The sequence below is a fragment of the Campylobacter sp. BCW_4338 genome (assembly GCF_001763255.1).
Taxonomy (GTDB): Bacteria; Campylobacterota; Campylobacteria; order Campylobacterales; family Campylobacteraceae; genus Campylobacter_D; species Campylobacter_D jejuni.
In genome coordinates this window covers 1-21,257 of the sequence record NZ_MJYJ01000033.1, presented here as the reverse complement: position 1 = coordinate 21,257, position 21,257 = coordinate 1, and the positions used below count along the sequence as shown (strand labels likewise).

The window sequence follows — 21,257 nt, the reverse complement described above, 5'->3', positions numbered from 1 at the left end:
ACAAATGAGAATTAATAAATTTATATCCCATAACACCCGCTATTCACGCCGTGAAGCTGATGAACTTATTAAACAAGGCTTAGTAAAAATAAACAACAAAATTGCCCTTTTAAGTGATGAAGTTAAATTTGATGATAAAGTCTTTGTTAAAGGTAAAAGAGTACAAAAAAGAACGCAATTTAGCGTGATAATCTACCATAAACAAAAAGGTGAAATTGTCAGTAAAAAAGACGATCGTGGAAGAAAAACTATATACGATACCTTGCCAAGACAATTTAGTACTTGGCTTAGCGTAGGCAGACTGGATTATGCAAGCGAGGGCTTGCTTTTGCTTACAGATTCTCCTGTGATTGCTGATGCTTTAATGCATAGTGATTTAGAAAGAGAATACTACCTTAAAGTTAAAGGTACGGTGAGCAAACAAGTCATCGAAGCCATGCAAAATGGACTTGAGATTAAAAATGAAAAAAAAGGCGCACACGCAAAAACCAAAATCACCTCTATGAGTTTTGCTCCTTTTATTGACTTTGAAATTTTTGGATCAAGTGGAGGTTATACCAAGCTTAGAGTAATTATAAATGAAGGTAAAAATAGAGAGCTTAGACGCTTTTTTGGACATTTTGATCTTGAAGTCATGGATCTTAAGCGTGTTGCTTTTGGGGCTTTAGATCTTGGTATGTTAAAGGCAGGAAAACATCGCTATTTGGAAAATGGCGAATATGAAAAATTAAGAGATTTTTTAAAATTTAATGAAATAAGATATTGATCATTATATACAAAAATTTAAAAAATAATGATAATTTTTAAATTCTAAAAATTCTATTATTATCCTTTTTAAAAGGAAAATAATAGAAAAATTTCATCAAATTCCTTGACTTTGAAAACAAGATTTTATATACTCTCATTTCAATTTTTATAAATTGGTTAGTTTTTAACTAACGAGTTCTTTTTAAAGGAAATATTATGGAAAGAATTAGGCTTAAGCTAAAAGCTTATGACCATCGAGTACTAGACAGAACAGTTGCAGCAATCGTAGAAGCTGTTAAAAGAACAGGTGCGGATATCAGAGGTCCGATACCAATGCCTACTAAAATCAAACGCTATACAGTTTTAAAATCTCCACACATTAACAAAGATTCTCGTGAGCAGTTTGAAATAAGAATTCACGCGCGTATGCTAGATATAGTAGCAGCGACTCCAGATACAGTTGATTCTTTAACTAAGCTTGATTTAGCGCCAGAAGTAAGCGTTGAAGTAAGAGCTATGGGTAAGTAAGGATAAGATATGGAATATATTGTAGAAAAAATCGGAATGAGCAGAACAATTACTAATCCAAGTATCGCTGTAACTTTGCTAAGAGTTGTAAATGCAAAAGTATGTGAAGTTGAAGGCGGAAAGGCTTTAGTAGCATATCCAAAAGGTAAAGCAAGTAATAAATGTGTCGCAGGGCAACAAAAAAAATACAATCTTTCTGCAGAATACAATAGATTTGCGACTTTAGAAGTAGCAAATACTGAAGCAGGAGATTTAGATGAAACTCCATTAAATGAAGCAAAAATTTTAAAAGTAAGCTTTAACACTAAAGGTAGAGGTTATAGCGGTGTTATGAAAAGACATAACTTCGCAGGGGGTCCAGCAAGTCACGGTTCGAGATTTCATAGACGCCACGGATCTATTGGTAATAGAGAATGGCCAGGTCGTGTTCAACCAGGTATGAAAATGGCAGGACACTATGGAAATACTAAAGTAACCGTTAAAAACGAAGTTGTATCTTATGATGCTGAAAACAAAATTTTAGTAGTTAAAGGTGCAGTACCAGGTTATAATGGTGCTATGGGTAAAATAAGGATTGCAAAATGAGTAAAGTAGTTGTTTTAAATGATAAGTTAGAAAAAGCAGGTGAGCTTGATTTGCCTTCAAAATATGCGGAAGTAAATCCACACAATCTTTACTTATATGTGAAATCTTACCTTGCAAGTTTAAGAGCAAATACAGCTCATGCTAAAGGTAGAAGTGATGTAAGTGGTGGTGGTAAAAAACCTTGGAGACAAAAAGGTCGTGGCGGTGCTAGAGCGGGTTCAACAAGAACTAACGTTTGGGTAGGTGGCGCGGTTGCTTTTGGCCCAACAAATGAAAGAAACTACTTTCAAAAAGTAAATAAAAAACAAAAAAGATTGGCGCTTGAAAGAGCTTTAGCAGATAAAGCAGCTAAAGGTGCGTTATTTACTGCTGATTCTTTAGCTATTGAAAGTGGCAAAACAAAAGATGCAAACGCTGTGATTAAAAAACTTGGCGTCAAAGATGCTTTAATCGTTAAAGATTTACTAGATGAAAAAACACTTTTAGCTTACAGAAATTTAGCAAATTGCTATGTAGTTGATGTAAGCGAAGTAAATGCTTATTTAGTATCTGTATTTAATGCTGTTATCATAGAAAAATCAGCGTTAGAATCTATTACAAAAGAGGGATAATTATGGCAGATATTACTGATATAAAGACTATACTTTACACAGAAAAAAGTTTGAATTTGCAAGAGCAAGGTGTCGTAGTTATTCAAACTTCACCAAAGATGACTAAAACAGGCTTAAAAGCGGTTTTAAAAGAGTATTTTGGTGTAACTCCAAAAAGCATCAATTCATTAAGAATGGATGGAAAAGTTAAGCGTTTTAGAGGTCGTTTAGGTCAAAGAAACGATTACAAAAAATTCTATGTTAAGCTACCTGAAGGTGTTAGCTTAGAAAATACGGAGGCTTAAGATGGCAATTAAAACTTATAAACCATATACTCCAAGTAGAAGATATATCACAGGTTTAAGTTCTGAAGATATTACAGCTAAACCAAGTGTGCGCTCACTACTTGTTAAACTTCCAGTGCACGCAGGTCGTAATAGCTATGGAAGAATTACAAGTCGTCATAAAGAAGCGGGTGCTAAAAAACTTTACAGAATTATTGATTTTAAACGCCGTAAATTTGGTATAGAAGGCAAAGTAGAAGCAATCGAGTATGATCCATATAGAAATTGTAGAATTGCTTTGATTGCTTATAAAGATGGGGAAAAAAGATATATTCTTCAACCACGTGGATTAAGCGTTGGCGATATTGTTGCAGCTGCTGAAAGCGGACTTGATATTAAACCAGGTAACGCAATGAAACTTAAAAACATTCCTGTGGGTACTATTGTTCATAATGTTGAGTTAAAGCCAGGTAAAGGCGGTCAAATGATTCGTTCTGCGGGTGCTTACGCACAACTTATGGGTAAAGAAGAAAAATATGTTATTTTAAGACTTGCAAGCGGCGAAATGAGACAAGTTTTAGCTGAATGTATGGCAAGTATCGGCGAAGTAGGTAACGAAGAATGGGCTAATGTAACTATCGGTAAAGCAGGTAGAAATCGCCATAGAGGTATCCGTCCACAAACTCGTGGTTCTGCTATGAACCCAGTAGATCACCCGCACGGTGGGGGTGAAGGTAAGAAAAATTCAGGCCGTCATCCAGTAACTCCATGGGGTAAACCAACCAAAGGTGCGAAAACTCGTCGTAAAAAAGCTAGCGATAAGCTAATAATTTCAAGAAGAAAAGGAAAGTAAGATGGCTAGATCACTAAAAAAAGGTCCTTTTGTTGATGATCATGTAATGAAAAAAGTCATCGCTGCTAAAAAGGCTAATGATAATAAACCAATTAAAACTTGGTCAAGAAGAAGCACAATTACTCCTGATATGATAGGACTTACATTTAATGTTCATAATGGTAAAAGCTTTATTCCAGTTTATATTACTGAAAATCATATCGGTTATAAGCTTGGTGAATTTGCTCCAACACGCACATTTAAAGGGCATAAAGGCTCTGTGCAAAAGAAAATTGGTAAGTAAGGGATAAGATATGAGTAAAGCATTAATTAAATTCATAAGATTATCTCCAACTAAAGCAAGATTGATTGCTAGGGAAGTTCAGGGGATGAATGCAGAATTAGCTATGGCTAGTTTAAAATTTATGCCAAATAAAGGTGCAAAATATATCGCAAACGCAATTTCAAGTGCAGTAGCAAATGGTGGCTTTGAAGCAAACGAAGTGGTTGTAAAAAGTTGTCGCGTGGATGCAGCTGCGGTGTTGAAAAGATTTAGACCAAGAGCTAGAGGAAGTGCAAGTCGTATTAGAAAACCAACTTCACATATTTTAGTAGAAGTGGCAAAAGCAGAAGTGAAAGCTGAAGAGAAAAAAGCAGTAGCTAAAAAAACTACTACAACAAAAGCTCCAGCTAAAAAAACAACAAGCACTAAAAAAGCAACAGCGAAAAAGGAAAGCTAATGGGACAAAAAGTTAATCCAATTGGTCTAAGACTAGGAATCAATAGAAACTGGGAATCAAGATGGTTTCCAACTAAAGCAAATTTAGTAGAAAATATCGGTGAAGATTACAAAATCAGAGCTTTCTTAAAAAGAAAACTTTATTACGCAGGAATTAGCCAAATTTTAGTAGAAAGAACTGCTAAAAAACTTCGCGTTACTGTAGTTGCTGCAAGACCAGGTATCATCATCGGTAAAAAAGGTAGTGATGTTGATAATTTAAGAAAAGAATTGCAAGATTTAATCGGTAAAGATGTAAATATCAATATCAAAGAAGAAAGAAAAGCAGGAGCTTCAGCTCAACTTGCTGCTGAAAGTGTTGCAACTCAACTTGAAAAAAGAATTGCTTTTAGAAGAGCAATGAAAAAAGTAATTCAAGGCGCGCAAAAAGCAGGCGCTAAAGGGATTAAAGTTTCAGTTTCTGGTCGTTTAGGCGGTGCTGAAATGGCAAGAACAGAATGGTATCTTGAAGGACGCGTTCCACTTCATACTTTAAGAGCAAAAATCGATTATGGTTTTGCAGAAGCTAGAACTACTTATGGAAACATAGGGGTTAAAGTATGGATCTTTAAAGGTGAGGTATTACACAAAGGTATGCAACCTGAAAAAACTGAAGAAAGTGCTCCAGCTAAAAAGCCAAGACGCACAAGAAGGGGTAAATAATCATGTTAATGCCAAAAAGAACTAAATATCGCAAAATGATGAAAGGGCGTAACAGAGGTTATGCTAATCGTGGAACAGAATTTACTTTTGGTGAATTTGCATTAAAAGCAACTGAAGCAGGACGCATTAACTCACGCCAAATCGAAGCAGCGCGTATTGCTTTAACTCGTTTCGTTAAAAGACAAGGAAAAACTTGGATTAGAGTTTTCCCAGATAAGCCTTTGACAAAAAAACCTTTAGAAACTCGTATGGGTAAAGGTAAAGGTGCTGTTGAGGAATGGGTAATGAATATCAAGCCAGGCCGTATCATTTATGAAATGGCAGGAGTAAGCGAAGAAATGGCAAGAGAAGCATTGACTTTAGCTATGCATAAACTTCCATTTAAAACTAAGTTTGTTACAAGAGAGAGCCAAAATGAAATATACTGAGATTAAAGATAAAACAGCAGCTGAGCTTGCAACAATGCTAAAAGAAAAAAAGGTGCTTTTATTCACTTTAAAACAAAAGCTAAAAACAATGCAACTTACTAATCCAAAAGAGATTAGCCAAGTAAAAAAAGACATTGCTAGAATAAATACAGCAATTAACGCTTTAAGATAAGGATAGAGAAAATGGCATTTAAAAGAGAAATTCAAGGCGTTGTTGTTAAAATCGCTGGTGAAAAAACCGCAAGTGTTTTGGTTGAAAGAAAAGTGGTTCATCCAAGATATAGAAAAATTGTTAAACGCTTTAAAAAATATCTAATTCATGATGAGAGAAATGAAGTTAAAGTGGGTGATACTGTTGTTGCAGTAGAATGCAGACCACTTTCAAAAAGAAAATCATTTCGCTTAAAATCTGTATTAGCTACAGGAGTTGAGTAATGATTCAAAGTTTTACAAGACTTGCAGTTGCTGATAATAGCGGTGCAAAAGAATTAATGTGTATCAAGGTTTTAGGGGGTAGCAAAAGAAGATATGCTACTGTAGGTGATGTGATTGTTGCATCCGTTAAAAAAGCTTTACCAAATGGAAAAGTTAAAAAAGGTCAAGTGGTAAAAGCGGTTATCGTTAGAACTAAAAAAGAAATTCATAGAGATAATGGTTCTTTGATTCGTTTTGATGAAAATGCTGCGGTTATTCTTGATAACAAAAGAGAGCCTATCGGAACTCGTATCTTTGGGCCAGTGGGCAGAGAAGTTAGATATGGTGGCTTTATGAAAATCGTTTCACTAGCACCGGAGGTATTATAATGGCGGTTAAATTAAAAATCAAAAAAGGTGATAGCGTTAAGGTTATCACAGGCGATGATAAAGGTAAAACAGGTAAAGTTTTAGCGGTATATCCAAAAACACTTAAAGTGGTAGTTGAAGGATGTAAAATTGCTAAAAAAGCTATTAAGCCGAGCGAGAAAAACCCAAATGGTGGTTTTATCAATAAAGAAATGCCAATGGATATTTCCAATGTGGCAAAAGTTCAGGAGTAAGCGATGATGAGATTAAAAGAAAAATACAATCAAAGCATTAAACCTGCATTGGTTAAAGAATTTGATATTAAAAATCCTATGCTTATCCCTGTGATCGAAAAAGTAGTTATCAGCGTAGGTGCTGGTGAGTTGGCTAAAGATCAAAAAGTATTGCAAAATGTTGCAGATACTATTTCTTTAATTGCAGGACAAAAGGCTGTAATTACTAAAGCTAAAAAATCAGTTGCAGGATTTAAAGTTCGCGAAGGTTTTCCTGTAGGTGTAATGGTAACTTTAAGAAAAGAAAATATGTATGCTTTTCTCGATAAATTAATTTCTATTGCTTTGCCAAGAGTGAAAGACTTTAGAGGTTTAAGTAGAGATGGTTTTGATGGACGCGGAAACTATAACTTCGGTCTTGATGAGCAGTTGATGTTCCCAGAAGTGGAGTATGATAAAATTTTAAGAACTCATGGTATGAATATTTCTATAGTTACAACAGCACAAAATGACAAACAGGCACAAAAGTTATTAGAACTTATCGGTGTGCCATTTACAAAAGGAAAGTAAGATGGCTAAAAAATCAATGATTGCAAAAGCGGCACGCAAGCCTAAATTTAAGGTTAGAGCTTATACGAGATGCCAAATTTGTGGGCGTCCGCATTCGGTTTATAGAGATTTTGGAATTTGCAGAGTTTGCTTAAGAAAAATGGGCAATGAAGGTTTGATTCCAGGTCTTAAGAAAGCAAGTTGGTAAGGATAAAATATGATAAATGATATTATTTCAGATTCACTCACTCGTATCAGAAATGCAGGAATGAGAAAGCTTGAAACAACCAAGCTTTTACATTCTAAAGTTGTAGAAGCTTTAGTTGGAATTTTTCAAGCTAAGGGCTATATTGAGAGTTTTAACGTTATTGAAGAAGATAAAAAGAAATTTATCAATGTAGTTTTAAAATACGATGAAAAAGGTAAGAGTGTTATCAATGAGCTTAAAAGAATTTCTAAGCCCGGTCGTCGTGTTTATAAAGGTAAAGATGAAATCAAGCGTTTTAAAAATGGTTATGGTACTATTGTAGTTAGCACAAGTCGTGGCGTTTTGGCTAATGATGAAGCTTATAAAGCAGGTGTTGGCGGCGAAATTTTATGTACTATTTGGTAAAAAATCTGCTTTTTATGGCATTGGGTATCCATTCTTTTAAAAAAGTAGAAATATCCTAGACAAATAAAAAGGAAAAATATGTCTCGTATAGGTAAACAACCGATTGCTATTCCAGCAGGAGTAGAAGTAAAATTAGAAGGAAATTTGCTTAAATTTAAAAAAGGAAATTTGGCAAAAGAACTTGATACTAAAGCAAATGTAAATGTTGAGATTAAAGATAATAATATTCTTTTTTCTCCAAAAGGTGAAGATAGACAAAGTAGAGCTTATTGGGGAACTTACAGAGCTTTAGCTTACAATATCGTTGTAGGTTTAACTCAAGGTTTTTCAAAAACTCTTGAAATCAATGGAGTTGGTTATAAAGCAGCTTTAAAAGGTAAAGTTTTAGAACTAAGCCTTGGTTTTTCTCATCTTATTAATTATGATATTCCAGAAGGAATTGAAATTGTAGTGGATAAAAATACTATTGCAGTTAAAGGAAGTGATAAACAAGTTGTAGGTCAAGTTGCTGCTCAAATTCGTGAATTTAGACCACCAGAGCCATATAAAGGAAAAGGCGTTAAGTATTCTGATGAACGCATTATCCGCAAAGCTGGTAAGACATCTAAGAAGTAAGGGTAGAATATGAGAGCAAATGTATTAAAAAGAAAACTAACTTTAAGAATCAAAAGAAAAAAAAGAATTAGAGCGAAAATTTCAGGTTGTGAAAATTTTCCAAGAATTTCTGTATTTAAATCGAACAGAACTCTATATATCCAAGCGATTGATGATGCAAAAGCTGTAACTTTAGCAGCAGTTGATGGACGCAAACTTGGCGTTAAAGCAAATAAAGAAGGCGCTAAAAAAATCGCTGCTGAATTTGCTAAAACTTTAAAAGCTAAAAAGATAGAACAAGCTGTTTTTGATAGAAATGGTTATGTATATCATGGTGTTATTGCAGTTTTGGCTGAATCTTTAAGAGAAAATGGCATTAGGCTATAAGGGGTAAATCGATGGAAAAATATAATAGAGAAGAATTTGAAGAAGTAATCGTCGATATCGGCAGAGTTACTAAGGTTGTTAAAGGTGGTAGAAGATTTAGATTTACTGCTTTAGTTATCGTTGGAAACCGCAAAGGTTTAGTAGGTGTTGGTTATGGTAAGGCTAAGGAAGTTCCAGATGCTATCCGTAAAGCTGTTGACGATGCGTTTAAAAATATCGTTGAAGTTAAAACTAAAGGCTCAACTATCGCTCACGATGTAGAGGTAAAATATAATGCAAGTAGAATTTTACTTAAACCAGCTAGTGAAGGTACAGGAGTTATCGCAGGTGGTTCTACACGCCCTATCGTGGAACTTGCAGGTATTAAAGACATCTTAACCAAGTCTTTGGGTTCAAATAATTCAGCTAATGTGGTTCGTGCTACAATCAAAGCTTTAACAATGTTAAAAGGATAAGAAGATGAATTTAACAAAAGCAGCGGGTTCAACGCATAAAACTAAAAGAATTGGCCGTGGTCAAGGTTCTGGCATGGGTAAGACTGCTACTAAAGGGGGTAAAGGTCAAACTGCTAGAAAAGGTTATAATGAAAAAAGAGGTTTTGAAGGGGGTCAACAACCGCTTCAAAGAAGACTACCAAAAGTAGGTTTTACTTCTAAAATTCAAAAACCTTATGTGATCAATGTTGAAAAAATCACAGCTGTAAAAGAGCTTAGTGAAATTACATTTGAGAGTATTAAAAGTGTTCACAAAATTTCAAAATCTGTGAATAAAATCAAATTAATTGGTGCAAGTGCAAAAGATTTAGTATCAAAAATCAAAGACGAGAATATTAGCGTCACCGGATCAAAATAATGAATAGAGCATTGACGAATAAGATTTTAATCACCTTAGCATTTTTGTTTGCTTATAGGGTTCTGGCTTATGTGCCAGTTCCTGGCGTCAATGCTGATGTGATTGCGGAATTTTTTAATAACAATCAAAACAATGCTTTGGGTTTATTTAATGTTTTTAGTGGTGGAGCGGCTGAACGCTTTTCTATCATTTCTTTAGGTATTATGCCTTATATTACTGCTTCTATTATTATGGAGCTTCTTGCAGCAACTTTTCCAAATATTGGTAAGATGAAAAAAGAGCGTGATAGTATGCAAAAATATATGCAAATTATCCGTTATGCGACTATTGTGATTACTTTGGTTCAAAGTATAGGCGTTGCTATAGGTTTGCAAAGCTTACATGGTCGTGGTGGCGCAGGGGCTATAATGGTGGAAGATTTAAATATGTTTATCGCACTTTGTGCTATTTCTATGCTTGCAGGAACTATGCTTTTAATGTGGCTTGGCGAACAAATTACACAAAGAGGTATAGGAAATGGTATTTCTTTAATCATTTTTGCAGGTATTGTTTCAGGTATTCCAAGAGCGATTTCAGGAACTGTAGGACAAATTAATTCAGGTGAGATGAATTTCTTAACCGCTTTTGCAATTTTTGCTTTGATTTTAATCACTATAGGCGTGATTATTTATGTAGAACTTGGAGAAAGAAGAATTCCTATTTCTTATTCTCGTAAAGTTGTAATGCAAAATCAAAACAAACGCATTATGAATTATATTCCTATTAAACTCAATCTTAGTGGAGTTATTCCACCGATTTTTGCTAGTGCGATTTTGATGTTTCCAACAACGATTTTACAAACTAGTACAAATCCTTATCTACAAGCCATTAATGACTTTTTAAATCCAAATGGTTATTTGTTTCATGTTTTAACTTTCTTGTTTGTAATTTTCTTTGCTTATTTTTATGCTTCTATTGTATTTAACGCTAAAGACATAGCAGAAAATTTGAAAAAGCAAGGCGGTTTTATCCCTGGAATTCGTCCAGGTGAAGGAACTTCAAATTATCTTAATGAAGTGGCTTCTCGTTTAACTTTATCAGGTTCTATTTATTTAGGGCTTGTTGCAACCTTGCCTTGGGTTTTGGTGAAATTTATGGGTGTGCCTTTTCATTTTGGCGGTACTTCTGTACTTATTGTAGTTCAAGTAGCGCTTGATACAATGAGAAAAATTGAAGCTCAAATTTATATGAGTAAATACCAAACTTTAAGTGCAGTAGGTTTGTAATAAATAAAATTAGCAAGATTTTTCTTGCTAATTTATCCTAGGTTTTTGCTTTAAAAATAAAAACACAATGCACACTATAAAAATTACTATTGACCATATTAAAAAAGCATCTACAAGACCCATTTGCCTAACGATAGGTTGAGAGATAATAGGACTTAAAAATTGTCCTAAAAATATACAACTTGCTAAAATTCCATAAGCCCTAGCGCGAGCATTTTCAGGACAGATTGAAAAAAGATAAGCCGTATTATTTACAAGCATAATACCTCCGCCCATTCCAAGCAAAGCTAAGGCGATTAAAACTGTGAAAAAGCTATCTACTAAAAAAAGCAGCAAAAAAGAACAAGATACGATAAAAAGAGTTAAAACATAGATAGTTTTAATACTTAAGAATTTTATAATATATCTATAGCTTAGAGAGAAAAAACCATAACATAGTGCAGACACAGACATCGAAATACCTATATATTTAGGATCCAATCCTAAATGTTCTTCTATATAGTAAGGAAGTTGAGTTGGCGAAATATAATAAACTACCATGATAAAAAAACCTATAAAATAGATAGGAAAAAATTGCCAATAATTTGTTTTTGCTTCTATTTTTGTATGATTATAGAATTTAAATTTTCTAGGTTCAAAAAGATAAATGATAGCCATTAAGGTAATTAAAATTCCAAGTCCATATACCAAAAAAGGATAACGCCAAGAATAACTTGAAACAAATCCCGCAATAGAAATAAAAACAGCACCCCCTACCGCACAAAAAAATCCTTGAAGACTTAAAGCATTTTCTCTGCGATTAAAGCCACCGCGACTATAATAATCTCCAAGTAAAGCCGAAGCGCCTGTCATTATAAAAGCAGTTGCCATACCAAAAATAGCTCTTGAAGTCAGTATAGCATAAATATCATTTAAGAAAAAGCCACTTACTCCAGAAATAGTCCAAACCACCATAGCTGGAAGAATGAATTTTAATTTGCCAAATTTATCCATTAAAATACCAGCGAATGGAGATAAAATGACAACAAAAATAGCAGGAATGGTTAAAACTAAGCGAACAAGTATATCAAGATGAGCTAATGTGAAACTTGAAGCAAGAGTAGCACCACTTTGGGTTAAAAGTTCTTCAAAATGTCTGTTGATAGCAGGCAGAGCAGATGAAATGACCACACTTCCTAGCATAGTCATAGCGGCCATAGAAAACACAGCTGCTTTAAATCCGGATTTTTCGGTAATTTGAATTATTTTTTTATCCATTTTTGTATCATTTGGATGAAATTTATAAGTTTTGCCATTCATAATTTTGCCTTTTTTATTTTATTATACTCCAAAAATTATGATTTGTATTTAAAATTACTTAAAATTATATTTTATTTATTTTGTTATGATAGTTTTGTTTTTAAAATATATTTTATAAGTAGAATTTTAAATAATTTTAGCTAAATTCAGCTTTTTATTTAACAAGGGTGTAAAATGAAGAAAAATTTAATCATAGTAGAATCTCCTGCAAAAGCTAAAACCATAGGAAATTTTTTGGGAAAAGATTATGAAGTGATTGCTTCTAAAGGACATATTAGAGATTTACCTAAATCAAGCTTTGGGATTAAAATAGAAGATGATGAATTTATTCCAGAGTATAGAATCACAAGTGATCATAGCGCCTTAGTTAAAGAACTTAAAAGCAAAGCCAAAGATGCCAAAGAAGTCTATCTTGCAACGGATGAGGATAGAGAAGGAGAAGCCATAGCTTATCATATTGCAAAAGCTATAGGCAAAGATGAAAATACCTTGCCGCGCATTGTTTTTCACGAAATTACCAAAAGCGCTATAGAAAATGCTTTAAAAAATCCAAGAAAATTAGATATGCACTCTGTAAATGCTCAACAAACTAGACGCCTTTTAGATCGCATTGTAGGATATAAACTCAGCCCCTTATTGGGGCAAAAAATTCAAAGAGGACTTAGCGCAGGGCGTGTTCAAAGTGCGGCTTTAAAGATCATAGTCGATCGTGAAAAAGAAATTCGTGCCTTTGTACCACTGGAATATTTTAGCATAGATATGATTTTTCAAAAAGATTTGGATGCAGAACTAGTTGAGTTTGACAAAGCTAAGATAGAAAAACTTACCATTATCAACAAAGATCGTGCCAAACTTGTACTGGAAGCTTGCAAAAATGAAGCTTATACTATAAGTGACATTGAAAGCAAAGAAAGAAAAATCGCTCCACCACCTCCTTTTATGACTTCAACTTTACAGCAAAGTGCTAGCAATCGCCTTGGTTTTAACCCTAAAAAAACCATGATGATAGCTCAAAAACTCTATGAAGGAGTAAATACTCACGAGGGCGTGATGGGGGTTATTACCTACATGAGAACTGATAGTTTAAATTTGGCCAAAGAAGCTATAGAAAATGCAAGAAAATTCATACAAGCAAATTTTGGCCAAGATTATCTTCCAAGCCAAGCAAATGTATATACTACAAAGGCTAAAGGTGCTCAAGAAGCTCATGAAGCTATACGCCCTACAAATTTAAGTTTTACTCCAGAAATTGCGGCCAAATTTTTAGACAAAGATGAGTTAAAACTTTACACACTTATTTACAATCGCTTTTTAGCCTGTCAGATGAATCCTGCTATCTCTCAAACTCAAAATGTATTTGTAAAAAATGATAGAGCAGTTTTTAAAATAAGCGGTAGAAAAATCCTTTTCGATGGATATTATAAAGTTTATGGTGATATGGATAAGGATAAAATTTTACCAAATTTTAAAATAGGTGAAAATTTAAAAATACAAAATTTAGAAATGAACTCACATTTTACCGAACCACCTTCAAGGTATTCAGAAGCAGGACTTGTAAAAAAACTTGAAAGTTTAGGCATAGGTCGCCCTTCTACTTATGCACCAACCATTTCTATACTTACAAGCCGTGATTATGTAAAAATAGACAAAAAACAACTTATTCCTAGTGAGGTTGCTTTTAATGTAACCGAAGTGCTTGAAAAAAATTTTAGCGATATAGTAGATAGCAAATTTACTTCAAATCTTGAAAACACTTTAGATGAAATCGCAGAAGATAAGGCAGATTGGCAAGAAACTTTAAAAGAATTTTACTATCCTTTTATGAGAAAAATCGAAGAAGGAAAAACAAAAATCGCCAGTCAAAAAACTGTTACAAAATTAGGTGAAAGTTGTCCTGATTGTGGTGGGGAACTTGCTATTAGAAAAGGGCGTTTTGGAGAATTTGTAGCGTGTTTAAATTTCCCAAAATGTAAGTATTCAAGAAATTTAAAAAGTGAAAGTAAAAATGAAAGCGAAAATACTGCCGCAAAAGCTAAAGCTAATGGTACAGGTATTACTTGTCCAAGTTGTCAAAAAGGTGAAATCGTAGAACGCTTTTCAAAACGCGGTAAATTTTATGGCTGTAGCGCTTATCCAAAATGCAATTTTATAAGTAAATACAAACCAAGCGAAGAAAAATGCGAAGAGTGTGGCGAAACTTTAGTGATAAAAGAGCTTAAAAAAGGTACATTCTTAGAATGTTTAAAGTGTAAAATTAAAAAAGAAATGAAGGATTAAAATGCAAATCATGCTTTGTGCTATTTCAAATATAGCGAGTGGAAATTGTTCAGAAGACTGTAAATACTGTACCCAAAGTGCCCATGTAAAAACAGATATTCAAAAATATCGTCGTAAAGAACTTTCACAAATCGTTTTAGAAGCAAAAATGGCAAAGAAAAATGAAGCCTTGGGTTTTTGTTTGGTTACAGCAGGACTTGGGATTGATGATGAAAAGCTTGAGTATGTTTGCGAAGCTGCTAAGGCTGTGCAAAAAGAAGTGCCTAACTTGCTTTTAATTGCCTGTAATGGCATGGCAAGCGTGGAGCAACTCAAAGAACTTAAAAAAGCAGGAATTTTTTCTTATAATCACAATCTTGAAACTTCTAAGGAATTTTTTCCACAAATTTGCACCACGCATACTTGGGAAAGTAGATTTCAAACCAATTTAAACGCTAAAGAAGCAGGGCTTATGCTTTGTTGTGGTGGAATCTATGGTATGGGTGAGAGTGAAGAAGATAGGCTAAGTTTTAGAAAATCTTTGCAAGAATTACAGCCTTTTTCAACGCCTATTAATTTTTTTATAGCAAATGAAAATTTAAAACTACAAGTTCCAAGACTTGGCGCTGATGAAGCTTTAAAAATCGTGCGTGATACCAAAGAGGCTTTACCGCAAAGCGTGGTAATGGTAGCAGGTGGGCGTGAAGTGGTATTACGAGAAAGACAATATGAAATTTTTCAAGCAGGTGCTGGGGCTATTGTTATAGGGGATTATTTAACCACTAAAGGTGAAGAACCAAGTCAAGATATAATAAAATTAAAAGAAATGGGATTTACTTTTGCATCAGAGTGTCATTGATCCGCAAGGTTTAATTGATCTAAAAATTCTTATTGTTATAGCTTTATGCTTACTTTTTTCTCCGCATATTGCAAAAATTTTACGCTTGCCTCTTTCGGCTACTGAAATTATTTTAGGGGCAATAATAGCGTATTTTGGTTTCATAGGAAAAAGTGAAAATTTTGCACTTTTAGCCAATGTAGGTTTTTATTATCTAATGTTTATAGCGGGCATGGAGGTAAATTTAAGAGCCTTTTTTAATATGGATAAAGAAGTTGTCAAAAAAAGTTTTTTTTATATTTTTTTACTTTACGCTTTATCTTCTTTTATAGTATGGATTTTTGGACTTTCTTTAGTATTTATTATCATTATACCTGTGATGAGTGTAGGGCTTTTATCTTTACTTTTTAAGGATTTTGGAAAAGAGTGTTATTGGCTAAATATTGCTATGATAGTAGCTACTTTAGCTGAAGTGATTTCTATTGTGCTTTTGACTATAGCGGGAGCTTTTTTGCGCGAAGGAACAGGTATTATTGATGTAGCGCAAAGTATTTTATATCTTAATATCTTTTTGGGACTTTGTTTGCTCGGATTTAAAATGCTTGGTGTGCTTTTTTGGTGGTATCCTCAGCTTAAAGTTGTGCTTATGCCATGGGAAGATAAAAATGAAAAAGATATAAGATTCTGTATGGCCATTTTTATACTGATTATTGTTGCTATGGTTATTACAAAACTTGAAATCGTTCTTGGCTCTTTTATAGCAGGTTCATTTATAGCTACTTTTTTTGATCATAAAAAAGATCTTGAGCACAAGCTTTCTACTTTTGGACACGGGTTTTTGATCCCTATTTTTTTTATCCATATAGGCTCAACCTTTGATCTTAAAATGATTTTAGATTATAAAATCGTTTTACAAGCATTTTTACTTATGTTTGTTATGGTGGGTTTAAGAATTTTATGTGCAAGTGTTTTTTTAAAAAGAATTGGTTTTAAAAATATGATTTTATTTGGTCTTAGTCATTCTATGCCTTTAACCTTGCTTATAGCAACAGCTACTCTGGGTTATTCGGGCAAGGTTATTGATGAGAAGCTTTATTCAGCACTTATTTTAACAGCGTTATTTGAGGCTATTATTGTTATGAGTATGATTAAATTTCTTTCTAATTCTAAAAAATGAAAGTTACTTTTTTACTCAAAAAAGCAAACAAAATCTTAAAAATTCAATAATAAAAAAACTCATAATCGTCCTTTTTTGTTAGAATTAATAAAAGTAACAATAAAAGGAGCGAAAATGTCAGATTCCGTTACTATAACCGATAATAGAAATGGAAAAAGCTATGAATTTCCTATATATGATGGTACAACTGGGCCAAGCGTTGTAGATATGTCAAGTTTTTATAAACAAACAGGAATGTTTTCTTATGATGAGGGCTTAACTTCTACAGCTACTTGTAAATCAAAAATCACTTATATTGATGGAGAAAACGGAATTTTAATGCACCGTGGCTATCCTATAGAGTGGCTTGCTGAAAACAAACTTTATTTAGATGTGGTTCATCTTTTACTTTATAAAGAATTACCTGATGCTACGCGTCTTGAAGCGTTTCGTTATGAAATGAAAAAGCGTTCTTTTATCCATGAAGGTATGCATCGTCTTTTTGATTCTTTCCCTGATAATGCTCATCCTATGGCAGTTTTACAAGGTGCTGTTTCATCGCTTAGTGCTTTTTATCCTGATCATTTAAATATGAACGTAAAAGAAGAATATATGGAAATGGCAGCTAGAATAGTAGCTAAAATCCCTACTATAGTCGCCACCGCTTATAGATATAAACATGGCTTTCCTATGGCTTATCCAAATTTAGATCGTGGTTTTACAGAAAATTTCTTATATATGTTAAGAACTTATCCTTACGATCATGTAGAGCTTAAACCTATAGAGGTAAAAGCACTTGATACAGTTTTTATGCTTCATGCAGATCATGAGCAAAATGCTTCAACTTCAACGGTTCGTGCTGTGGGTTCAACTCATGCTCATCCTTATGCCTGTATAGCAGCAGGTATTGGCGCACTTTGGGGTCATGCACATGGTGGAGCTAATGAAGGTGTTATTAGAATGCTTGAGCAAATAGGTAGTGTTGATAGGGTAGATGAATTCATCAAAAGGGCTAAGGATAAAAACGATCCTTTCCGTTTGATGGGCTTTGGGCATAGGGTTTATAAAAATTTTGATCCTAGAGCAAAAGTACTTAAAAAACTTCGTGATCAACTTATTGATGAGTTGGGTATTGATACCAATCTTATTAAAGTAGCAACGCGTATAGAAGAGATTGCTTTAAATGATGATTATTTTGTTCAAAGAGGGCTATATCCGAATGTTGATTTTCATAGTGGACTTATTTTAAAAGCCTTAGGTATTCCAAATGAAATGTTTGCTACTTTATTTGTTATAGGACGCACCCCAGGATGGATAGCTCAGTGGATAGAACAAAAAGAGCAAGAAAGTCTTAAAATAGTCCGTCCAAGACAACTTTATTTGGGTGAAACTAGTAAAGTTTAATTAAAATTTTTGTGGAAATTAAAAATTCCACAAAATCTTCTTGTATAATTTTAAAAAATCTTATAGAAAGTCTTATAATCATGCTTAATCTTGATAAATTTTTAGAAATTGCTATAAATGCTAGCAATCAAGCTTCTAAAGCTATTTTAGAAGAGAGAAAAAATTTTAAAACTTGGGAAAAAGAAGATAAAAGCCCGCTTACATCAGCAGATCTTGCTTCTAATAAAATTCTAAATGATATTTTAGGTTCTACGAATATTAAAATTTTATCAGAAGAAAAATTACTCAGCAAAGAAGAATGTGAAGAATTAAAAACTTTTTGGCTTATCGATCCTCTTGATGGAACAAGTGGTTTTTTAAAAGGCAGTGATGAATTTTGTGTTATGATAAGTTTAGTTCATGACAATCGCCCTGTTTTATCGCTTATACAAAATCCATCAAAAGGTGATATGTTCTATGCTCATGTAAAAACTAAGGTTTATAAAAACGATAAACCTTTGCAAATTGACCAGCAAGAATACGAGAAAAATAAATATAAAGCCTTATTGAGTGTTAATCATCTTAGCAAAGAAGATGAAGACTTTGCAAAAGAGCATCAATTAGAAGCTATTAATATAGGCTCTGGATTGAAATTTTGTGCTATTTTAGAGGCTAAAGCAGGAGTTTATAAAAGATTTGAAAAGCTTAATATTTGGGATATTGTAGCAGGAGATTTTTTGATTAATCAAAATGGAGGATTTATGGGAGATTTTTTTAAAAAATACATTTTATATAACCCTTTAAATTATAAGTCCAGTCCTTTTATTTGTGTTTCATCTAAGAATTTTTTACAAGATTTTTTATAAAATAAAGAGTATAATTTTATATTTAAATAATTTATAGGGATGAAGATGAGGTATTGTTTCATTTTGTTTTTAAGTTTAGTTTTAAGCTCTAATCTTTTGGCAAATAATTTTTCTCAGAAAAAAGTTATTAAAATTGAAAAAAGCGCAGATAGTTTTGAGCTAATAGATCTAAATCAAAATGTTGCAAATCCAAATCTAAATCAACAAAAAGCATTGTTTGATAGTTCTACCTTGATTGAAAAAAAATCACAAATCAGCAAAGATAAAGATATTGATTTTGCTATTGTATTAACTTTTAGGAAAAATTTCGGTTATTTTTTAGATGGTTTTAGGGTGAGTGATAAGGAGTTTTCTACATTATTTGCTAAAAATTTGATTCAAAGTTTAAAGCTTAATTGGGTTAATTCTGCTGCAAATGGTATTTATCAAAGTCCTAAAACTTTGTCACATTTTAGTCCTAAGGATGCAAAACTTATAAATGTAAGTCCTTTTTTAACACAAGAAAAAGATAAGGCTAAAATGTATGCTAAATTTACAGATTATGTTGTGGTGGTAAATTTGCAAGATTTTTATGTAAATATTACAAATTATTTTATCACAACAAGCAAGGAAGGTGTGGCTAGTATTAATTTTAAAATCATTTCTACAAGCAATGGAAAAATTCTTTCAGCTAAAAATGCAAAATTAAATTTGACATTAAAAGATCAAGATGCAAAGCAAAATTATCAAGATATTATAAACCAAATGCCAAAAATGCTAGCTGATGTTATCAAAAACCAAATTTTCCACCTAAAGCTCTTAAACTAAGCTTTAGTTTAAGATTTCTTTAATCAGTTTTTGCAAATTCCTTTTTGTTTCTTCTTGTTCTTTTATGATAAAACATTTTGCTTTTGGCCAAAAATAACTTTTAGGATTTTCAAATTTTCCCCAACGCCAATCAAATCTAGGATGTAAAAGAACTATAGTAGGAATATCCATAGCTAAGCTTAAATGCGCTATAGCACTATCAATACTAAGCATACAGTCAATATCATATAAATAATTTAGAGTATCATTCCAATTTTCTATAAGCTTGCTTCTATCTTCTATTACCTTAGGCAATTCTTCTTTTAATTGCATTTGAAAAGAAATGATTTCATAATCTAAGTCTTTTAATATATCAAATAAAAATTCAAATTTTACATTTCTTAATAAATCAGAATTTTCAGCATTAGGAGTAGCATAAAAAATACCAAGTTTTTTTCTTTGATTATGCGGTTTTTTCTGTGGCAATATAGGTGTTTTTAATCGTGAAATCTCATCAAGCTTAATATCAATAAAAAAAGGCAAAGAACAAATAGGAATAGCATAATCAAAATTTGTAGGTAGATTTTTTAAAACCTTTACATTTTTAAAAATATCATCATTTTGATTTAAAAATTTGATTTGATTTTTAAACATTTCATACATGGCACTTTGAGGAGCAAATAAAACCTTTGAAGCGATTTTGCAAAGTTTTTCTAAGCATCTTGCATACATTATAGTATCGCCAAAGCCTTGCTCGCAAAATACTAAAACTTCTTTATTTTTAAAAGCATCAACGCCAAATTTATTAAAAGCTTTTAAGCTTTCATTATAATGATAAGTAGAAAAAGTTTCATTATGAGCATAAAATAATCTGCTTTCATAATATTTCTTGCCCTCTTCAAAATTATCATCCACTCCCATACGCATCAAAAGATAAGCCAAATCAAATTGATAGGTTGCATGAGAATCCAAACTAAGACATTTTTTATAAGCATAATAAGCTTCTTGATAGTTTGAATTAAATTCTAAGACCTTAGCATAGTTTTGCCAAAACTGTGCATGGTGTTGATTGGCTTCTTGTAGTGATTGAAAAAGTTCTAAAGAATCAGATATTCTAAAAAGCTTAAAAAGCAAGTATGCTTTTTGGGGTAAAATTTGATGAGTTAAAAAATCTTCTATTTTAGAAATAGTAAGATTTTCTTTGGTTTTACTGTGAAGCCTATCTTCGAGTTTAATTAAATTAAGATTGGTTTGTTCAGCAATGATTCCTTTTTGTAGTTTATCAATCAAATCTTGCATAAAATGACACAAGTGCTCATGTGCATTTAATGCCTTCGTAAAATCATGTTTAAAATAAATTTCTGCATAATTTTTCCATAGATTAAGATTATACATATCTTTAGAAAGTAATTCTTTGAAAATTTGTTCAGATTCTTCTAGTTTATTACTCAGTTTATAAATAAAAGCCAATTCTAACTTAAGTTCATCTTCTAAATCATCTTTGCGAGTTAAAAGTGTTTGTAATAAATTCAAGGCTTCATCAAATCTTAAATTTTCAATATAGCTTTTAGCAAGTATAAGACCATTAAAACTTGTAGGATTTAAAGAAAAAAGCTCTTGAGCATAATATAAAGCTTTTTGAAAAAGAGAAAGTTTATAAGAAGAAAGCATAGCAAATTCTAAAGCAAATTTTGGACTTTCTTTTAAAAATTGCTCACTCAAGTTTAAACATTTTTCATAATTAGCATTAAAATAATAATAATGAATTTTATCAAACATGATCTTCCTAGATAATAAAATTAAAATCCTATATTATCTTATAAGTTGCATAAAAAGATAATTATATTTTTATAAAATTAAATAATAAAACAAAAATAAATACAATAAAAACATCCATCCTAATAATTTTAAAATTATTAGGATGAAATTTTTAACAAGTAGGAGAGTAAAAACTAATTAAACT

Annotated in this window: 30 protein-coding genes; 28 read left to right on the top strand and 2 right to left on the bottom strand. The window is 32.4% G+C overall.

Annotated features, from left to right (window positions below):
• Window positions 1-4: 4 nt before the first annotated feature.
• The 22 genes from AJN69_RS02985 to secY all read left to right on the top strand — a co-directional run bounded on the left by AJN69_RS02985 (window position 5) and on the right by secY (window position 10,710).
• A complete protein-coding gene (locus tag AJN69_RS02985) occupies window positions 5-766 on the top strand; it encodes a pseudouridine synthase (protein ID WP_070287841.1) in 762 nt (253 codons plus the stop codon).
• Between the two features lie 197 nt (window positions 767-963).
• Window positions 964-1,275, top strand: a complete 312-nt coding sequence (gene rpsJ / locus AJN69_RS02980; protein ID WP_002779353.1) for a 30S ribosomal protein S10 — start codon at window positions 964-966, stop codon at window positions 1,273-1,275.
• Window positions 1,276-1,284: 9 nt separating this feature from the next.
• Window positions 1,285-1,860: a 50S ribosomal protein L3 gene (gene rplC / locus AJN69_RS02975; protein WP_002779987.1), complete on the top strand. Its 576-nt coding sequence runs from the start codon at window positions 1,285-1,287 to the stop codon at window positions 1,858-1,860.
• Complete coding sequence (rplD, locus tag AJN69_RS02970; protein ID WP_070287839.1) at window positions 1,857-2,471, top strand: 50S ribosomal protein L4; 615 nt, start codon at window positions 1,857-1,859, stop codon at window positions 2,469-2,471. The genes rplC and rplD overlap by 4 nt, the downstream gene beginning before the upstream one ends.
• Window positions 2,472-2,473: 2 nt before the next feature.
• Window positions 2,474-2,755 (top strand): 50S ribosomal protein L23, encoded by a 282-nt coding sequence (locus AJN69_RS02965; RefSeq protein ID WP_002856384.1) that lies wholly within the window; start codon window positions 2,474-2,476, stop codon window positions 2,753-2,755.
• A gap of 1 nt (window position 2,756) precedes the next feature.
• On the top strand, window positions 2,757-3,587 hold the full coding sequence (rplB, locus tag AJN69_RS02960) for a 50S ribosomal protein L2 (protein WP_002869292.1): 831 nt from the start codon (window positions 2,757-2,759) through the stop codon (window positions 3,585-3,587).
• 1 nt (window position 3,588) lies between these two features.
• Window positions 3,589-3,870 carry a 30S ribosomal protein S19 gene (gene rpsS, locus AJN69_RS02955; RefSeq protein ID WP_002851509.1) on the top strand — a complete coding sequence of 94 codons (282 nt, stop codon included), beginning with the start codon at window positions 3,589-3,591 and terminating at the stop codon, window positions 3,868-3,870.
• A gap of 10 nt (window positions 3,871-3,880) precedes the next feature.
• Window positions 3,881-4,306, top strand: coding sequence for a 50S ribosomal protein L22 (rplV, locus tag AJN69_RS02950; protein ID WP_004305840.1), 426 nt, complete (start codon window positions 3,881-3,883; stop codon window positions 4,304-4,306).
• On the top strand, window positions 4,306-5,007 hold the full coding sequence (rpsC, locus tag AJN69_RS02945; RefSeq protein WP_002851138.1) for a 30S ribosomal protein S3: 702 nt from the start codon (window positions 4,306-4,308) through the stop codon (window positions 5,005-5,007). Before rplV ends, rpsC begins: the two co-directional genes overlap by 1 nt.
• Before the next feature lie 2 nt (window positions 5,008-5,009).
• Window positions 5,010-5,435 carry a 50S ribosomal protein L16 gene (rplP, locus tag AJN69_RS02940; RefSeq protein ID WP_002779441.1) on the top strand — a complete coding sequence of 142 codons (426 nt, stop codon included), beginning with the start codon at window positions 5,010-5,012 and terminating at the stop codon, window positions 5,433-5,435.
• Entirely contained in the window at window positions 5,422-5,607 is a 186-nt protein-coding gene (rpmC, locus tag AJN69_RS02935) for a 50S ribosomal protein L29 (protein WP_002851566.1), read from the top strand. The genes rplP and rpmC overlap by 14 nt, the downstream gene beginning before the upstream one ends.
• 11 nt (window positions 5,608-5,618) lie before the next feature.
• The gene (rpsQ, locus tag AJN69_RS02930; RefSeq protein ID WP_002851549.1) at window positions 5,619-5,870 is read left to right on the top strand and encodes a 30S ribosomal protein S17; all 252 of its coding nucleotides are present in this window, start codon (window positions 5,619-5,621) and stop codon (window positions 5,868-5,870) included.
• Window positions 5,870-6,238 (top strand): 50S ribosomal protein L14, encoded by a 369-nt coding sequence (gene rplN / locus AJN69_RS02925; protein WP_002779438.1) that lies wholly within the window; start codon window positions 5,870-5,872, stop codon window positions 6,236-6,238. Before rpsQ ends, rplN begins: the two co-directional genes overlap by 1 nt.
• Window positions 6,238-6,471, top strand: a complete 234-nt coding sequence (gene rplX / locus AJN69_RS02920; RefSeq protein ID WP_002779437.1) for a 50S ribosomal protein L24 — start codon at window positions 6,238-6,240, stop codon at window positions 6,469-6,471. The genes rplN and rplX overlap by 1 nt, the downstream gene beginning before the upstream one ends.
• Before the next feature lie 3 nt (window positions 6,472-6,474).
• Window positions 6,475-7,020, top strand: coding sequence for a 50S ribosomal protein L5 (gene rplE, locus AJN69_RS02915; protein WP_002851453.1), 546 nt, complete (start codon window positions 6,475-6,477; stop codon window positions 7,018-7,020).
• A gap of 1 nt (window position 7,021) precedes the next feature.
• The gene (locus tag AJN69_RS02910) at window positions 7,022-7,207 is read left to right on the top strand and encodes a type Z 30S ribosomal protein S14 (RefSeq protein WP_002851478.1); all 186 of its coding nucleotides are present in this window, start codon (window positions 7,022-7,024) and stop codon (window positions 7,205-7,207) included.
• A gap of 9 nt (window positions 7,208-7,216) precedes the next feature.
• Window positions 7,217-7,612: a 30S ribosomal protein S8 gene (rpsH, locus tag AJN69_RS02905; protein ID WP_002860830.1), complete on the top strand. Its 396-nt coding sequence runs from the start codon at window positions 7,217-7,219 to the stop codon at window positions 7,610-7,612.
• A 78-nt stretch (window positions 7,613-7,690) separates the two neighbouring features.
• Entirely contained in the window at window positions 7,691-8,227 is a 537-nt protein-coding gene (gene rplF / locus AJN69_RS02900; RefSeq protein ID WP_070287836.1) for a 50S ribosomal protein L6, read from the top strand.
• A 9-nt stretch (window positions 8,228-8,236) separates the two neighbouring features.
• Window positions 8,237-8,593 carry a 50S ribosomal protein L18 gene (rplR, locus tag AJN69_RS02895; protein ID WP_002860829.1) on the top strand — a complete coding sequence of 119 codons (357 nt, stop codon included), beginning with the start codon at window positions 8,237-8,239 and terminating at the stop codon, window positions 8,591-8,593.
• An 11-nt stretch (window positions 8,594-8,604) separates the two neighbouring features.
• Window positions 8,605-9,048, top strand: coding sequence for a 30S ribosomal protein S5 (gene rpsE, locus AJN69_RS02890; RefSeq protein ID WP_002779428.1), 444 nt, complete (start codon window positions 8,605-8,607; stop codon window positions 9,046-9,048).
• 4 nt (window positions 9,049-9,052) lie between these two features.
• A complete protein-coding gene (gene rplO, locus AJN69_RS02885) occupies window positions 9,053-9,445 on the top strand; it encodes a 50S ribosomal protein L15 (protein WP_002851292.1) in 393 nt (130 codons plus the stop codon).
• Entirely contained in the window at window positions 9,445-10,710 is a 1,266-nt protein-coding gene (secY, locus tag AJN69_RS02880; protein ID WP_002860827.1) for a preprotein translocase subunit SecY, read from the top strand. Before rplO ends, secY begins: the two co-directional genes overlap by 1 nt.
• A 27-nt stretch (window positions 10,711-10,737) precedes the next feature.
• On the opposite strand, the gene AJN69_RS02875 is transcribed toward secY, so the two are convergent.
• Window positions 10,738-12,009, bottom strand: a complete 1,272-nt coding sequence (locus AJN69_RS02875; protein WP_002892040.1) for an MFS transporter — start codon at window positions 12,007-12,009, stop codon at window positions 10,738-10,740.
• A 174-nt stretch (window positions 12,010-12,183) separates the two neighbouring features.
• Here AJN69_RS02875 and topA point away from each other — a divergent pair, with 174 nt between their 5' ends.
• The 6 genes from topA to AJN69_RS02845 all read left to right on the top strand — a co-directional run bounded on the left by topA (window position 12,184) and on the right by AJN69_RS02845 (window position 19,315).
• On the top strand, window positions 12,184-14,286 hold the full coding sequence (gene topA / locus AJN69_RS02870) for a type I DNA topoisomerase (protein WP_070209939.1): 2,103 nt from the start codon (window positions 12,184-12,186) through the stop codon (window positions 14,284-14,286).
• A 1-nt stretch (window position 14,287) separates the two neighbouring features.
• Window positions 14,288-15,124, top strand: coding sequence for a biotin synthase (locus tag AJN69_RS02865; protein ID WP_070210588.1), 837 nt, complete (start codon window positions 14,288-14,290; stop codon window positions 15,122-15,124).
• Complete coding sequence (locus AJN69_RS02860; protein WP_060816449.1) at window positions 15,105-16,280, top strand: cation:proton antiporter; 1,176 nt, start codon at window positions 15,105-15,107, stop codon at window positions 16,278-16,280. Before AJN69_RS02865 ends, AJN69_RS02860 begins: the two co-directional genes overlap by 20 nt.
• A 114-nt stretch (window positions 16,281-16,394) precedes the next feature.
• Complete coding sequence (locus AJN69_RS02855) at window positions 16,395-17,663, top strand: citrate synthase (RefSeq protein ID WP_070287834.1); 1,269 nt, start codon at window positions 16,395-16,397, stop codon at window positions 17,661-17,663.
• An 80-nt stretch (window positions 17,664-17,743) separates the two neighbouring features.
• Window positions 17,744-18,508 carry a 3'(2'),5'-bisphosphate nucleotidase CysQ gene (locus tag AJN69_RS02850; RefSeq protein WP_070287870.1) on the top strand — a complete coding sequence of 255 codons (765 nt, stop codon included), beginning with the start codon at window positions 17,744-17,746 and terminating at the stop codon, window positions 18,506-18,508.
• A gap of 39 nt (window positions 18,509-18,547) precedes the next feature.
• Complete coding sequence (locus AJN69_RS02845; protein ID WP_079860797.1) at window positions 18,548-19,315, top strand: hypothetical protein; 768 nt, start codon at window positions 18,548-18,550, stop codon at window positions 19,313-19,315.
• Window positions 19,316-19,318: 3 nt separating this feature from the next.
• Here the strand turns inward: AJN69_RS02845 and AJN69_RS02840 are convergent, their stop codons facing one another.
• A complete protein-coding gene (locus AJN69_RS02840; protein WP_070290198.1) occupies window positions 19,319-21,073 on the bottom strand; it encodes a hypothetical protein in 1,755 nt (584 codons plus the stop codon).
• Window positions 21,074-21,257: the final 184 nt, after the last annotated feature.